Here is a 15,065-nt window from a genome sequence, read left to right on the forward strand (position 1 = left end):
TTATAAAGCTTTCTTAAGGTATGCGCTGGTGTAAGATTCCTTTACCGACTTTAATCCTTCAAGCTCCCCCTGATAAATCACTTGACCACCACCATTTCCACCCTCTGGACCAAGGTCGATAATGTACTGACAATTTTTTATAACATCCATATTGTGCTCGATTACAACAACTGTATTTCCTTTTGCGACAAGCTCTTCAAGACTTGAGAGTAGTTGTTCGACATCATAGAAATGTAGTCCTGTAGTTGGTTCATCGAGAATATAGATTGTTCTTCCGGAGTCTCTTCGTGATAGTTCATTGGATAGTTTAATTCTCTGCGCCTCCCCTCCTGATAGGGTTGGAGCAGGTTGCCCAAGCTCAATGTAACCGAGTCCTACTTTGTTTAAAAATGATAACTTTTGATGTATTTGGAAATGTGCCTTAAAAAAATCAGTAGCTTCTTCCACAGTCATTTTTAAAATATCGTAGATCGTTTTATCTTTAAACCTGACCTCAAGTGTCTCTGCATTATATCGTTGTCCCTGACAGACATCACAGGTTATATACACATCTGGTAAAAACTGCATTTCAATCTTTATAGATCCACCACCTTGGCACTTTTCACATCTCCCACCCTTTAAATTGAATGAGAATCTTCCTTTATTAAATCCTCGCATTTTTGCATCAGATGTTGAGGCGAATAAGTCTCTTATGTCATCAAAAAAACCAACATAAGTTGCGGGATTTGAGCGAGGTGTTCGTCCAATGGGTGACTGGTCTACAAGGTAGACTCGATCAAGATACTGAAATCCTTCCAATCGATCATACTCCCCCACCGATTCATTGAAGTGTCCTTCTATATGATATTTAAGAGCGGGGTATAATGTTTCGCCAATGAGTGTAGACTTTCCAGAACCGGATACTCCTGTGATTGCAATGAGATTCCCAAGTGGAATAGTTATGTTTACATTTTTAAGATTAAATTGCTTGGCTCCTTTAAGAACAAGTTGTCCTCGTGTACTCTCTAATTTACGACTGTCTAACTGAATCTTCCTTCTTCCAGAGATATACGCTCCAGTTAAACTATTCTTATCTGCCTTAATATGATCGATCGTACCCTTCGACACAATCTTACCACCATGCTTTCCTGCTTTTGGACCAAGCTCAACAATATAGTCACCTGACTCAATCGTTTCCTGATCATGCTCAACGACGACAAGTGTATTTCCAAGATCTTTTAGTGAATGAAGTGTGCTGATTAGTGCCGAAACATCACGAGGGTGAAGTCCGATTGAGGGCTCGTCTAGTACATAAAGCACTCCGGTAAGGCCGGTACCAATTTGGGATGCTAACCTTATTCTCTGTAACTCTCCTCCCGATAATGTCTTGGCAGATCTAGACAATGTAAGATAACCAAGTCCAACGTTTACCAAGAATGTAAGTCGAATCTCAATTTCCTTAAGAATTGTGGACGCAATTTTTGTTTCGAAGTTACTAAACGAGTCTTTAAGAGTTGTACTTATATACTTCACGTACTCCGATATAGATTCTTCACCGAAATCTGCAATGTTTTTTGAGTCGATTGTTACCGCAAGTATTTCTTTCTTCAATCTTTTTCCTTTACACGACGGACAGATCTCTTCACGGATATATCGCTGCATATCCCAGTTTTCGAGCGAGCTATCAGGTCCAAAATATCTTCTCTCAAGTTCTCCAATAACACCATCGAAGGTTTCGTGAATCTCTGTCTGCTTTCCTTGTCGGTTTGTTCCTTTTACGCTGTATTTCTTATCGGTCCCGTAAAGGAGAATTTGAATCTGGGGTTTAGTAAACTGCTCTAAAGGCTTGTTAATGTCCAATCCTTCTTCGTCAGCTGCCGTTTTAAGTAGACGAATGTACCAAGTATCTTGGAAGAACATTCTATTGAAAGGAAGAATACCACCTTCTCCGATGGTCAACTTCTTATTAAGTATAGATTCTGGATCAACTTTATAAATTGTCCCGATGCCTTTACACTGTTCACAGGCACCGTGTGGGGAATTGAAAGAGAACATTCTTGGTTCGAGTTCTGGTAGTGAGATATTGCAGTTTGGGCAAGAAAATTTTTCGGAGAAAAGATGCTCATTATGACCGTGCAAAATTACTAGACCTCCTGATAGGGCCATACTTTGCTCTGTTGCAGATGTTATTCTTACTTTAATCGACTTGAGAAAGTCTGGAGATTTTAGCTGGGAATATGCAAGTGTCAATGTATCGATTTCAACGGAAATATCATGCTTGTTTGTTTTTATTAGGGTTAGGTCATCTCCTATCATAAACTTCTTTCCATCAAGCAATAAGTTTTTATATCCCTTACTCAAAATATTTGCAAAGAGATCTTTAAACTCTCCTTTCTTAGATCTGATAACTGGAGAATAAATAATAAAGTTTTGTGGTTTTAATTTATTCTTCTGAAGTTCGTTACTCAACTCAAGAAGCATTTTGTTTACTATTTCATCTAAAGATAATTTGCTGATCTCTCGCCCACAGGTTGGGCAGTGAGGGTGACCAACTCGAGCAAAAAGTAAACGGAGATAGTCGTAGATTTCGGTTATGGTTCCCACTGTGGAACGAGGGTTATGCGAGGTTGTTTTCTGATCAATGGAAATCGCAGGTGATAGGCCGTCTATTGAATCAACATCAGGTTTACTCATGATTCCCAAAAACTGTCTCGCATACGCAGAAAGAGACTCAACATACCTTCTTTGACCTTCTGCATAGATCGTGTCGAAGGCTAGGGATGACTTTCCCGAGCCAGAAACACCTGTGAACACGACCAGTTTATTTTTAGGAAATTCAAGGCTAACATTTTTAAGGTTATGCTCTCGTGCTCCTTTTACTATTATTTTGTCTAACATATTTTCATTGACTGGTTTTAGGGTTGTAAGGTTTCAGGTTGAAAAGTTTGTTCTGAGGTTAATTGGTTAACTAATAAACCGATATAACTTTTAAACAAACATTCTAAACTTTTTAAACTTTCTAAACCTTTAAACTGTTAACTTTTGATTTGCTTAATTTTATCTCTGATTGCAATTGCTAGCTCAAAGTTCATTTGTTCTGCCTGAGTCTTCATCTCACGTTCCAGTTTTTTTATTAGTTTCTTTTTATCTATCGCAGTATAACTATCTGGATCAATTTCTGCGACAATAGATTCGTCATATGCTATTAATCGCTTATCGTTAAGGATGTCAGTCTCGGTAGCTTCAACAATCTTTTCTCTAATAGGTTTATAAATAGTTACCGGCGTAATGTTATGCTTTATGTTGTATTCTTTTTGATAGATTCTTCTTCGATTTATTTCATCGATTGCAAGTTTCATTGAGTTGGTAATTGTATCTGCATATAAAATTACCGATCCAGATGTATTTCTTGCTGCTCTACCCATTGTTTGTATAAGTGATGTTCGAGAACGTAAGAAACCCTCTTTGTCTGCGTCCAAAATTGCTACGAGAAAAACCTCGGGAAGATCGAGCCCTTCTCTCAGAAGATTTACACCGATTAGCACGTCATAATCCCCTTTTCTCAGATTTTCAAGAATGGTAGAGCGCTCAAGAGTAATTATATCTGAATGAAGATATTCTGCTCTAACTTTCTTATCCTTTAGATATGAGGCGAGTTCCTCAGCATTTTTTTTGGTCAGTGTCGTTACGAGTGTTTTTTGTTTCTTTTCAGCACGCCGCTCAAGCTCCTTAATTAAGTCTGGTATCTCATCTTTTGCTGGACGGATCTCAATCTCTGGATCTGTGATTCCGGTTGGTCGTACGAGTTGTTCGGTTACTCCATTGTATGGATCGGTCCTCTGCATTGCTTCCTGTTTGGACAGTTCAACCTCCCATTCTGCAGGAGTTGCAGATACGTAAATAAACTTTGAAGGAATATTATAGAACTCTTCGAATTTGAGCGGACGATTATCAAAGGCAGACTTCAGTCTAAATCCAAAATCAGTGAGAACCTTTTTTCGAGCATAGTCTCCGTTGTACATCCCGCGGATTTGAGACACGGTCATGTGGGATTCATCAATTACTACAAGAAAGTTATCGCCGTACTTAAACTTAAAGAAGTCGAGAAGACTGTACGGTTTCTCTCCTGGTTTTCGTTTGTCAAAGTACCTTGAGTAGTTCTCGATGCCGTTCACATACCCTACCTCCTTAATCATCTCAAGGTCGTAGCTCACGCGTCGAAGAAGCCGCTCCGCCTCAACGATTTTATTTTTAGCCTTAAGCTCTTCATACTCCTTCTTAAGGTCTGCTCTGATCTGAGGTTCTACAGATTTAACAACTTCTGGGTCAGCTAGATAATGTTTCGCAGGATATATAACTGTTGACTTAATTATTTCGGAAGCAACGGTCACACCGGATAACGGCTCAAATAGTTCTATCGAATCTATTAGTCCATTTTTTTGTGAAATCCTAAGTCCTGTTTCTTCGTAGGCGGGGTAGATATCCATGTAGTTCCCTCGAATTCTAAATGAGCCTCGTTTAAAATCGAACTCAGATCGAGAGTACATAAGCTCAATCAATCTTTTAGCTAGAGTATGCCAGTCAGCGGGTGCTCCTACCGATATCTGCATGGTAAAGTTTCGATATTCCTGAGCAGATCCAATGTTGTATATGCAGGAAACCGAGGATACAACAATAACATCATCTCTAGTTATGATATTTGTTGTTGCCTTTAGTCTCAATTTATCAATCATTTCGTTCACCTCCGCCTCTTTCTCGATATATGTGTCGGTTGCAGGCATGTAGGCCTCTGGTTGGTAATAGTCGTAGTATGAGACAAAGTAAGAAACTGCGTTGTCAGGGAAAAAATCTCTCATCTCCTGATAGAGCTGTCCCGCGAGTGTTTTGTTATGGGAAATAATCAATGTTGGAAGTTGTAACTTCTGGATTACGTTTGCTATGGTGAATGTTTTACCCGATCCTGTTACCCCAAGAAGTACCTGATTTTTTCGATTCTGCTTAAGACCTTTCACTAATTGATCAATAGCCTGAGGTTGGTCTCCAGTTGGTTTAAAGTTGGATTTAAGTATAAACATGACGTTATTTTTATTTTTTTATTTATTATTTTGTTACATACGTCGCAACCTATAAGTATAGCACGAATAAGGCTTGAAACATAGAACTTGAAACATAGAGCTTGAAGCGGCATAACTATGCAGCAATTGAGCTTTGGCCTTGATATAATTTAATATGGATTCTTTAAAGTTTTTACTACATCTTGATACCTATCTCGAAAGTATTATTTCCGCCTTCGGCCCACTTACATACGTAATTTTGTTCTTAATTATATTTGCAGAGACAGGATTGGTTGTTACTCCTTTTCTTCCCGGAGACTCCTTGCTATTCATCGTAGGTACTCTAAGTGGTGGAGGATTCCTTAACATCTGGGTGTCGTACGTGGTCTTACTCGTGGCTGCGTTTGCTGGAGATACCGCAAACTACTGGATCGGTCATCACTTCGGTCCAAAAGTATTTTCTAAGAAGAACTCAAAGCTATTTAATCCTGAATACCTTGAAAAAACGAGAACTTTCTATGCTAAGTACGGAGGTAAAACAATTATTTTAGCCCGATTTCTGCCAATCATTCGTACCTTTGCGCCGTTTGTTGCTGGTATCGGAAAGATGCATTATGGAACATTTGTGCTATATAACATAGTGGGAGCATTTGTATGGGTAACCTTCTTTACCTTTGCAGGATATTTTTTTGGTGGAATTCCTTTGATCAAAAATAATTTTGAATATGCGGTGGTTGTGATCGTTCTGGTTTCTATACTCCCGGTAGTTTTTGAGTATGTGAAACATAAAATGGCCACCAAAGGGGGATCTCCCTCTGGGCGAGAAAAGCCTAAGTCGGCAACATTCATAGAGGTTGAGAAAACCTTTAAGAAGGAGCATCTTAATGACTGAGTAATTTCTAATTCCTAATTGCACTAATTGCTCTAAACAAACTTCAATGCGCAAAGTATTTGGAACTTGGGATTTATTTAGTTTAATTAGAAATTAGAGCACTTAGAAATTAATCAAATGCTAAAAATAGTTGGTACTCCAATTGGAAATCTGAAAGACTTATCGCTTCGCCAGGCAGAGTCAATCCTATATGCAGACATCGTTCTAGCAGAAAATACTGGAAGCGCCGGCATTCTTCTTCAACAGATTCCTCTTTTATTTCCCGACCTTGCAGATCTAAAGAATCCAGAACTGAGAGTAATGGGATACCATAAGGACAACGAATTTCAGCAGTTGTCTGAGGTGTTGAGTCTAATTGAGACCGAGAAAAACATAGTTATGATCTCGGAAGCCGGAATGCCTCTTGTCTCTGATCCGGGGTACACGCTGGTTAAACAGTTGATTAAAAAAGATATTGCTTTCGAGGTGGTTCCAGGTCCTACTGCTGTCGATGCAGCTGTCATATACTCCGGTTTCAATCCATCTCAGTTTACGTTTCTTGGATTTCTGCCAAAGAAGACCTCTGAACGAAAAAAATTATTTGAAGCCATGAAACAATCTACCCATGTAACCATGCCACTTGTTTTCTACGAGTCGCCCTTTCGAATAGTAGAAACACTTGTGATTCTTGAAGAGATCTCGCCAAAGGCTCAGGTAGTTGTCTGCAGAGAGCTTACTAAGAAATTTGAAGAGATTGTGCGTGGTACGCCAGCTGAGCTAAAAAAAAGAGAGTATAAGGGAGAAATTACGCTTGTGGTTGGTTCACTCGACTAAGTTTTTGCTGAAATCTTCTTCTCAGTTCGACTACCATTCCTGGGTGATCTTCGTTTTCAAAATCCCAGTTTACTCGTATCTCGCGACCAGCTCGATCTTCCGCTTCAGTCTTATCATTTCCGTTGTCCATTCCATACTTGTAAAGCCATAACGCCATCGTTCTAACGAGGGCATGTGTTCTTACTCCTTCTGGGAGATGATGTTTGCGGATATGTCCTTTAAACTCATCTGGTGATTCTTTCTCTACCGCAACGATGACGTCTGTTACCTTACCGCCTCTTGCTCGAGCTTCTTCTTCTGCAACAACGAGGGTATACTGAGAATCGAGTACGTCATCGATAAACATGACATTTCTGCCATCAACGTCTGGATACACGCAATCTGTTTCGTCAAGAATTGGTCGTTGGTCGCTTTCATCTCCAACTCCTCTTCTGGATCGATATCTGATCGTAGCTTCCTCGAACTCTAATTCTGGATCAACTTTACGAAGCTCAACAGCAAGATCGTCACCAAACATGAGTCCGCCATTTGCGATCTTCATGAGTATAGGGTAATTCTTAGCGCGAATGAGAGGGGCTAATTGTTTGGCAAGCAATGGAAGTTGTGCTCGAATTTCCGCTTCAGTAACCAATACTGGATTGTCAGGATTAGGAATTGGCCGAAAAGGCCGATATGGTTCGGGTGTGGGTAACATTTCTTCGGGTCTTGACATATTGTACGTTGAAAACAGTAGTTTATCAAAATAAAGGCGAATTTCAAAGGTAGAATCGGATTTCAATAGTTTTTGATATAATAACTGCTTATGTCAATTTCCGAAAGACAGCCCGTTGAGCATGCCAGAGTAGAAATGAGAAAAGTTGAGCTAAACCGCGCGAGCAAACGTTCCTTTGGAACATTGAGAGATCATGCCAGATTTACCGCCGTTCTAAGACCCGATATTCCAGATTTCGTATCTCTCCCTTGGGTAAATAAACCTGAGTCTGGCGAGTTTAGTCCTGAATTTCAAAAAATGGCTGCTGAAGTTATTTTAGAAGCATTTAAAGACAAGGATCCTGATATTGTTTTAGGAGTGGGGAATTCAGGACTCGCATTCGCTAAAGAGGTCCACAAACAACTACGCGTAAAGAATGTCGGACGTAAGACTATCGCACATGGAGAAATCAAGAATCTAGGTGAAATAACGAAGATGGGAGCTCGAACTGGTAAGATATTTACCGCACATTCTTACTCGAGAAATGCTGAAGTGAGTTACTATCTTCCTCAAATACCCACAGGAAAACGCGTTTTGGTTATCGACGATGTGAGCGCCCAGGGAAGTATTAGCGTTGCATTGGTTAATGCGCTAAAAGAAATGGGTGCAGATGTTGTTGGTCTTGGTGTGTACTTCAATAAGGATTGGCAAGGAGGATTGAAACGATTTACAGCTGAGACAGGGGTGCCTTCATTTTCAGTCATCCGTATTGCGAGACGCGAGGAAAACGGAATCGTTTTGACGCCGAGGAAGGAAGCTTTGACTCGATTCGAACCTGTAGTTTAAGCAAGCTCTACTCAAGCTAACTTCAATGGTGAGTAGACAACTCATTCCCCTACTTGAGATATGTCTTATAGCTCAACAGTCCTTTGGTATAATAGAGTGTCTGTTTCTGGAATGGCCCCGTCGTTGCCGATCCCTCAGGATACGGCATCCCGATATTGAGATATCGGGGCTAGCGGCCAGAAGTCTTATATGTACTACATGTATATATTGAGAAGTACGAAAGACGGAAGTTTTTACATTGGAAGCACGAGCAACTTAAAAGAACGATTAAATAGGCATAATTCAGGTCGGTCGAAGTATACTAAAGCTCGAAGACCATGGAATTTGGCTTATAGCGAAATATATTTAACTCTGTCAGAAGCAAGGAAGAGGGAGTTTCATCTCAAATCCTTAAAGAGTCGAATTGCCATAGAGAAACTGATAAAGGCCGGCCCCGTCGTCTAGCGGCCCAGGACATTTGGTTTTCATCCAAAGAATCAGGGGTTCGAATCCCCTCGGGGTCACACTTTAAGCTTCAGTTCGAGGCTGATTATCGTACCTTAAGCCTAGCTTATCTTCGATGGCTTTTCTATCACCAATAAGAAGATGTAGATCTACTTTTGGTACAAGGAATATGGTAAATAATTCAGGAGCACGCTCTGTAAGAGTTCTCCAACGCTCTCCCCTTGGTATATCAGTTCGTCTTCGATTAACAAATTGTCCTGGGCAATGATCGACAACAGTCCCAGTTACCTGGTCCTCGAGATAAATATGGTCAACTCTTCTTGTTTGTGCCTGATTATCGATATAATCTGGGTCCTTGACAAGAACCGAACCCTTTACGATCGTAAAGCCAAGTGGAATAGGTCTTCGCAGTGCCCATGTAGTCCAAAATGCGCAAACAGGCATCTCATGAGTTTCTCTAGCATAAAGATCGAATAAGTGTGCAGGAATATTCAATCCAGCATCTTTGGTTCCGTCAACCAACTTTGCGTGTGATTTAGCAATGATTTCTCGAAGGTCATGCTGGAAGTCTTCAGCGTAGGTAACTATCCATCTTTGAACTCGCTCACGCGGACTACCATCGGAGCCTTCTGTTCTGGTCGGTCGAGGTCTTTCCATCTGAGAATTATACCCTATAGTAAGCCTCAATTCAATCTAGTCTAAAAAAAAGACAGCCTCCGTACGAGGCTGTCCTTTGTACTAACTTAGGATTACTTGAGCTTCTTTTTGAGATCCTCAAGTGCCTCTTTGGCAGCTTCTTTACCTCCAAGTCCAAATGCGAGTCCTCCTGCGAGGGATAACATTCCGACTATACCGGTAAATAATATTCTTACCAAGTCCTGCGCCACACCAAGCTGATTCAGCACGACAAGTCCGGTGAAGAACAAGAGTGCTGCCTTCGCAAAGACTGAGAGCGCATTTGCAGATGTTGATCCTGCAGTTTTGACGCTTCTTCGGACTAGGTCGGCCACTAAATTAGCAACGACCAATCCTACAAAACCTATCACCACCGCAACGATTACGTTCGGTAAGAAGAATAGGAATTGATTAATGACTCCTGTTGCTCTCGACAACCCCCATACCTCAAGCGCGGGTACAAGAAAGAGAACAACGAGGCTCCATCGAAGAATTTCCGCTAAGACCTCTTCCCAAAGTTTTACCTCTGATTTATCCATTAACTTTGCACTCTGAAGCGCATTGTCTAACTTTGCTACCGCAAAAACGGATAAGAGAAGTTTCTTCAACAGATTGGATAAAATGAGTCCTACCACTATGATGAGTAGTCCGGTAAAAAATCCGGGAAGCCCATTTACGATACTCGTCCAAAATTTTAGTACTATTTGATTTACTCCTTCAAACATTATGATTTCACCTCCTCAGGTTTGTTTGCTTTTCTATTTCTTCTTTGTCTTTTATATTCAGTAAAATCTTTTCTAAGTAAATCAGTCGAAAGCCCAGCTCCTGTGCCAGCAACAATGTACGCGCCTTTAAAAGTAAATATCATTGCAGCAGCAGCCAGTCCGAACCCAATTAATACCCCTTCCTTTGGGTTTGTGTCTATCCGATTTTGAGACAATGTAGAATCTGTAATCTGCTGGGAAGAGGTAATTGTCGGGGTAAATCTTTCTGCGCTCATATTTCATTAAGACAGAATTACAAAAAGTAATCGTAAATCTTTATTGAAGATACTTTTCTCTTTATCATCAACTAAGACTGCAATAACTCCGAGGACAGTTTAGAGTTCTTTAAATTATTTTGCAAGGCGAACTTTCTCCCCCATCAGAATAAGTCTTTTTGCCTTTGTAGGCGTAACGGCTTCGTATGGTTGTCCAAAACCGTAGTGTTTCTTCGTCTTAACCTCAAAAATATAGATAACAGAATTGTTTATAAGCTATGATATCGATTTCACCAATATTGACTCGTATATTGCGTTTTAACTATTTTGAAACCTTGATTTCGAGATAAGATGCAGATAAGACTGAGTTTGCGTTTTCGCCAAATTTTAATGTATCAAGTATTATAACTAGTTTGAAACAGAAAATATTAATAATTGGCAAAATGTATCAGGTTACTTGACGTGTTTGAAGATTTTCTTTCTAAGATTCTGATCAGAAAGTCCTCGTACAAAATATGCTTTAGCTTTAGTATATCTACCCTTTTTTAGCAATCTTTATATCTGAAATGAACGGCGATGCTAAAGGAATAATTCTTTCCAACACCAATTCCAGATCGGGTAATTCTTCGTGCCGTGATCATTCGAAGAGCGTCATTGACACCACGGAACTTAATGAACATTCCGCTGAATTTCTGGATTCTTTCCTTCTCTCCTTCTTTAATTCGGTAGAAGATATCAAGCATGTCGCCGATGTTGAAAGTCTGTTCCTTGTACTTAATTGAGTTTGCCATGTGTATATTATATTTAAATTTCAAACTTCAAATATCAAACAAGATCCAAAGTGAAACGTCTAGATTTTGATATTAGAATTCTTTTTTATTCGTCCAACATGCTTCTACAAAGGCACTAAAGATAGGATGTGGCTGAAGAGGACTACTACTGTATTCAGGATGACCTTGAGTCCCGATATAAAAATGGATGGAGTTTTTGGTCTAGCTCGATTACCTCAACTAAGTTTTCTGACTTCGATCTTCCACTTATAATCATTCCATTTTTCTCAAACTGATCTGCATAGTCGTTGTTGAACTCATATCTGTGTCTGTGACGAATGACAACCGAGTCCTTGCCATAAATTGAGTAAGCAAGAGTCCCCTTCTTAATCTTCTCCTCCCAACCTCCTAATCTCATCGTTCCACCATATGCCCTCTTTTGCAATTAATGATTTTGATTCTCAATGATGTGAATTACCGGATTTTTAGTCTCCGGATCATTTTCCGTTGTATTTGCATCATTCATTTTTAATACATCCCGTGCAAATGCTACTGCAGCAAGCTGCATGCCGTAGCAAAGTCCAAGATAAGGTATTTTATTTTTTCTGGCATAACTTGCAGCCTGAATCATTCCCTCTGCTCCTCTATCACCCCATCCGATTGGTACGATAATTCCATCAGGATGCCCGATAATTTCAATACCTTCCTTTTCTACCTTTTCAGCGCTCACAATCTTGAGGTCGATCTCAGCACCGGCATGCCATGATGCATGATCAATGGAATCAAAGAGTGCAGCGTATGCATCCTTCAGTTGGTAGTTACCTGTCCCAAAATATTTACCAACGATGGCAATCTGTACCTTCTTCTTCTTTGGTGCCTTGATGGTATCTACCAATTTCTTCCAATCAGTGAGATTTGATTTTTTTACCTCTAGGCCAAGTTTCTCCATGATTCTTTTTTCGATATGCTGCTCTGACAGTATGAGAGGGATTTCATAGACATGCTTCACATCAGGATTTGAGATGATGTCTTCAGGATGCATGTTGCAAAATAGTGCAAATCGATCTTTTCTTCTTTGATCGAGAGTCTGTTCTGATCGCGCAATAATAAAGTCGGGCTGAATTCCCATTGAGTTGAGCGTTCTAACAGATAGTTGTGTAGGTTTTGTTTTTGGTTCGCCAAGATGACTTGGACGAGGCACATAGCTTACGTGAATATGAACGACGTCTCCTGGATGTTTTAAAGTTAAAATACGTGAAGCTTCATAGTAAAAAACATTTTGGTATTCGCCCGCAGTTCCTCCTAGTTCTACCAGTATTATATCTGAGTTGTGTTTTTTTCCTGCTGCTTGAATTCGGTGTATGATCTCGTTAGTTATATGAGGTATCGCTTCCACGTCCTCTCCGTGATACTCAAATCTTCTTTCTCTGTCGATCACTGTTTTGTATATCTGCCCAACGGTCATGAAGTTGTCCTTCCCCATGTTAATTCCAAGAATCTTTTCGTAACTCCCGAGATCCATATCTGCTTCAGTTCCGTCCTCACATAAAAATGGGTCTCCGTGCTCTATCGGGTTGATGGTACCAGCATCAATATTTAGATAATTCTCACATTTTATTGGGGTGACTGTGTAGCCTGCGTTTTGAAGAAGAAGTCCGACCGATGCAGAAGTGAGGCCTTTTCCTATGCCCGAAATTACTCCACCTGAGACAAAGATGTACTTCATTTGTTAAGAACTATTGTTTTTTTTTAGTTAACTCTTTATCTTTTGCATTTGAGTCTGCCTTATTTTCATCAGACTTAACTAATTTCGACCATCCAAACTCAACATAGTCACATTTCGGATAGTTTGAACAACCGTAAAACTTACGTTTTGCTTTAGAATATCTTACCACAACATCTCCCCCATCTTTCGGGCATTTTTTACCCGAAACCAGTTTGAGGAATGATTTCGTAAATTTACATTTTGGATACGCAGTACATGCGTAAAACTTACCAAACTTGGAAAATCTGATCTGTAGAGGACTGCCACAGGTCGGACACGGTTCAGTAACTTCTTCCTTCAACTCAACCTTGGTGTCGTCTTTTTGTTGCTCCTTCAGGTCTTCATTAAATGGAGTATAAAAACCTTTCAGCACTTCTAGCATTTTCAACTTTCCCTCAGCGATATCGTCAAGTTCTTGTTCAAGTTTTGCTGTGAAGTCAATATTAAAGAGTTTGCCAAAGGCCTTCGATAGATAGTCACTGATAGCGGTTCCCAAACTGGTAGGCTTGAGATATCTACCGTCTTTGTCGACATACCCCTTTTCGATAATGAGGGACATGATCGGTGCATAGGTAGAAGGTCTTCCAATACCATGCTCTTCGAGTGCCTTAATCAATGAAGCCTCTGAGTAACGATAAGGAGCCTTTGATTCCTTCTCTTCTATAGTGAGATTTTTAAGTTCTGCGGGACTATCTACCTTGATTGAAATTCCTTCGGTATGCTTCTTGACGAACTCGGGTGCCTGTACTCGGAGGAAGCCATCAAATACGATTTTCTGAGCTTCGGTAAGGAACTCGTATCCTTTAGTTCCCTTTACCGTTACTTTATAGGAGATGAGACTCGCTTCCTTCATCTGAGTTGCTAAGGCGCGATTAAAGATGAGTTCATAGATCATGAGTTGGCTTCTGTTTAGTTTCTTATCCTTCGCAAGTAACTGTGGAGTTCTATCGACCTTGGTTGGTCTTATTGCCTCGTGCGCTTCTTGCGCAGAGGATGATTTAGTTTTGTAACCTCTTGGCTTTTCTAAAGCATATTCCTTTCCGTAATTTTCGGTAATAAAGTCCTTCGCCTTAAAAACATAGCTAGCTGACAAATTGAATGAATCGGTTCTGTGGTATGTGATCAAACCTCGCTCATAGAGATCCTGTGCAATTCTCATTACCATCTTGGAGCTTAGACCGTATCGGTTAATAGCATCCTGCTGTAGCTGAGAAGTTGTGTAAGGAGGCGGTGGATAACGAACAGTCTCTGATTCATTAACGTCCGAAACTTTGTAGGAGTCTTCCTTCAGATCGTTTTCGATTTCAACAGCCTTTTCTTTACTTATGAGTCCTTTGGTGTAGGTGTACTCACCCGAGAACAACTTCAGCGTCTTTTTTTCTTCAAAAGACTCACCATTTTTGGAGACTAATTTTGCAACCAACTCATCCTTGAGAATCTGGAAGGTTCCTCCGAGCACTGAAAATTTCTCAAGATTAAATCCGAGAACCTCCTTCTCGCGTTCTACCACGAGCCGTAATGCTACCGTCTGTACTCTACCCGCGGACAGCCAGTTTTTAGACAATTTCTTCCAGAGGAGCGGCGAGAGTTCGTATCCTACGATACGATCAATAACGCGCCTTGCTTGCTGGGCTTTTACTAAATCAAGTCTAAGTTCCTCGTCATGGGTCAGAGCCTCGTTAAGTGCCTTTGCGGTGATTTCGTGGAAGACAATACGTTTTAAGGTCTTTCGCCCAGAGGGCTGACCCAGAGGGCCATCGCCCTTTGGTCGAGATCCCCCTTTGGGGGACTTAACCTCTATGTCGGGCCAGCTTTCGTTGATAAAGCCGAGTATATAGGCGGCATGATAAGAGATCGACTCTCCTTCTCGGTCCGCGTCTGTAGCCAGAATGATCTCATCATGTTCGGTAGCAAGTCGTTTAAGTTCGGTGACTACCTTTTGTTTTGAGGACATAATCTCGTATGAAGGTTTGAAGTCATGAGACAGGTCGATGCTCATTGTTGCGCTTGGGAGGTCGCGAAAGTGACCAAGGGTAGCAAAAACAAAATAGTCGGTTTTGTTCTCGATCTTTAGAATTCGGTTGAAGGTACGTGCTTTGGTTGGAGACTCAACTATAATCAATGTCATATTTTAGCTCTCAATTTTCCCGATTTACG

General features: G+C 40.5%; 15 protein-coding genes, 1 tRNA gene and 1 pseudogene. 5 read left to right on the forward strand and 12 right to left on the reverse strand.

The window, feature by feature from the left end; all coding sequences use genetic code 11:
• Together uvrA and uvrB are read right to left on the reverse strand one after the other, a co-directional pair.
• Window positions 1-2,877, reverse strand: coding sequence for an excinuclease ABC subunit UvrA (uvrA, locus tag IPH70_02480; GenBank protein ID QQR64353.1), 2,877 nt, complete (start codon window positions 2,875-2,877; stop codon window positions 1-3).
• 137 nt (window positions 2,878-3,014) lie between these two features.
• Window positions 3,015-5,054 carry an excinuclease ABC subunit UvrB gene (uvrB, locus tag IPH70_02485; protein ID QQR64354.1) on the reverse strand — a complete coding sequence of 680 codons (2,040 nt, stop codon included), beginning with the start codon at window positions 5,052-5,054 and terminating at the stop codon, window positions 3,015-3,017.
• Between the two features lie 154 nt (window positions 5,055-5,208).
• Between uvrB and IPH70_02490 the strand changes: the two genes are divergently transcribed.
• Window positions 5,209-5,925, forward strand: coding sequence for a DedA family protein (locus tag IPH70_02490; protein QQR64355.1), 717 nt, complete (start codon window positions 5,209-5,211; stop codon window positions 5,923-5,925).
• A 117-nt stretch (window positions 5,926-6,042) separates the two neighbouring features.
• Entirely contained in the window at window positions 6,043-6,738 is a 696-nt protein-coding gene (gene rsmI, locus IPH70_02495; protein QQR64356.1) for a 16S rRNA (cytidine(1402)-2'-O)-methyltransferase, read from the forward strand.
• Here rsmI and IPH70_02500 read toward each other — a convergent pair.
• Window positions 6,710-7,450 (reverse strand): hypothetical protein, encoded by a 741-nt coding sequence (locus tag IPH70_02500; protein ID QQR64357.1) that lies wholly within the window; start codon window positions 7,448-7,450, stop codon window positions 6,710-6,712. The two genes, rsmI and IPH70_02500, sit on opposite strands and share 29 nt — an antisense overlap.
• Before the next feature lie 90 nt (window positions 7,451-7,540).
• Between IPH70_02500 and IPH70_02505 the strand changes: the two genes are divergently transcribed.
• The 3 genes from IPH70_02505 to IPH70_02515 all read left to right on the forward strand — a co-directional run bounded on the left by IPH70_02505 (window position 7,541) and on the right by IPH70_02515 (window position 8,778).
• Entirely contained in the window at window positions 7,541-8,275 is a 735-nt protein-coding gene (locus tag IPH70_02505) for a hypothetical protein (protein QQR64358.1), read from the forward strand.
• A 189-nt stretch (window positions 8,276-8,464) separates the two neighbouring features.
• Window positions 8,465-8,719, forward strand: a complete 255-nt coding sequence (locus tag IPH70_02510; protein ID QQR64359.1) for a GIY-YIG nuclease family protein — start codon at window positions 8,465-8,467, stop codon at window positions 8,717-8,719.
• Window positions 8,705-8,778 (forward strand) — tRNA-Glu (locus IPH70_02515). The genes IPH70_02510 and IPH70_02515 overlap by 15 nt, the downstream gene beginning before the upstream one ends.
• A 4-nt stretch (window positions 8,779-8,782) precedes the next feature.
• On the opposite strand, the gene IPH70_02520 is transcribed toward IPH70_02515, so the two are convergent.
• The 9 genes and pseudogenes from IPH70_02520 to topA all read right to left on the reverse strand — a co-directional run bounded on the left by IPH70_02520 (window position 8,783) and on the right by topA (window position 15,036).
• The gene (locus tag IPH70_02520; GenBank protein QQR64360.1) at window positions 8,783-9,376 is read right to left on the reverse strand and encodes a hypothetical protein; all 594 of its coding nucleotides are present in this window, start codon (window positions 9,374-9,376) and stop codon (window positions 8,783-8,785) included.
• Between the two features lie 92 nt (window positions 9,377-9,468).
• A complete protein-coding gene (locus IPH70_02525) occupies window positions 9,469-10,119 on the reverse strand; it encodes a hypothetical protein (GenBank protein ID QQR64361.1) in 651 nt (216 codons plus the stop codon).
• A complete protein-coding gene (locus IPH70_02530; GenBank protein QQR64362.1) occupies window positions 10,119-10,394 on the reverse strand; it encodes a hypothetical protein in 276 nt (91 codons plus the stop codon). Before IPH70_02530 ends, IPH70_02525 begins: the two co-directional genes overlap by 1 nt.
• A 114-nt stretch (window positions 10,395-10,508) precedes the next feature.
• Window positions 10,509-10,646, reverse strand: coding sequence for a YraN family protein (locus IPH70_02535; protein ID QQR64414.1), 138 nt, complete (start codon window positions 10,644-10,646; stop codon window positions 10,509-10,511).
• Window positions 10,647-10,826: 180 nt separating this feature from the next.
• A pseudogene (locus IPH70_02540) lies at window positions 10,827-11,164 on the reverse strand (50S ribosomal protein L19).
• A 72-nt stretch (window positions 11,165-11,236) separates the two neighbouring features.
• Complete coding sequence (locus IPH70_02545; protein ID QQR64415.1) at window positions 11,237-11,353, reverse strand: hypothetical protein; 117 nt, start codon at window positions 11,351-11,353, stop codon at window positions 11,237-11,239.
• Window positions 11,319-11,588: a hypothetical protein gene (locus IPH70_02550; GenBank protein ID QQR64363.1), complete on the reverse strand. Its 270-nt coding sequence runs from the start codon at window positions 11,586-11,588 to the stop codon at window positions 11,319-11,321. Before IPH70_02550 ends, IPH70_02545 begins: the two co-directional genes overlap by 35 nt.
• Window positions 11,589-12,869, reverse strand: a complete 1,281-nt coding sequence (gene pyrG, locus IPH70_02555) for a CTP synthase (glutamine hydrolyzing) (protein QQR64364.1) — start codon at window positions 12,867-12,869, stop codon at window positions 11,589-11,591.
• 10 nt (window positions 12,870-12,879) lie between these two features.
• Window positions 12,880-15,036 carry a type I DNA topoisomerase gene (gene topA, locus IPH70_02560; protein ID QQR64365.1) on the reverse strand — a complete coding sequence of 719 codons (2,157 nt, stop codon included), beginning with the start codon at window positions 15,034-15,036 and terminating at the stop codon, window positions 12,880-12,882.
• Between the last annotated feature and the right edge of the window lie 29 nt (window positions 15,037-15,065).

It is taken from the genome of Candidatus Roizmanbacteria bacterium (assembly GCA_016699265.1).
Lineage (GTDB): Bacteria > Patescibacteriota > Microgenomatia > UBA1406 > GWC2-37-13 > CAZLQR01.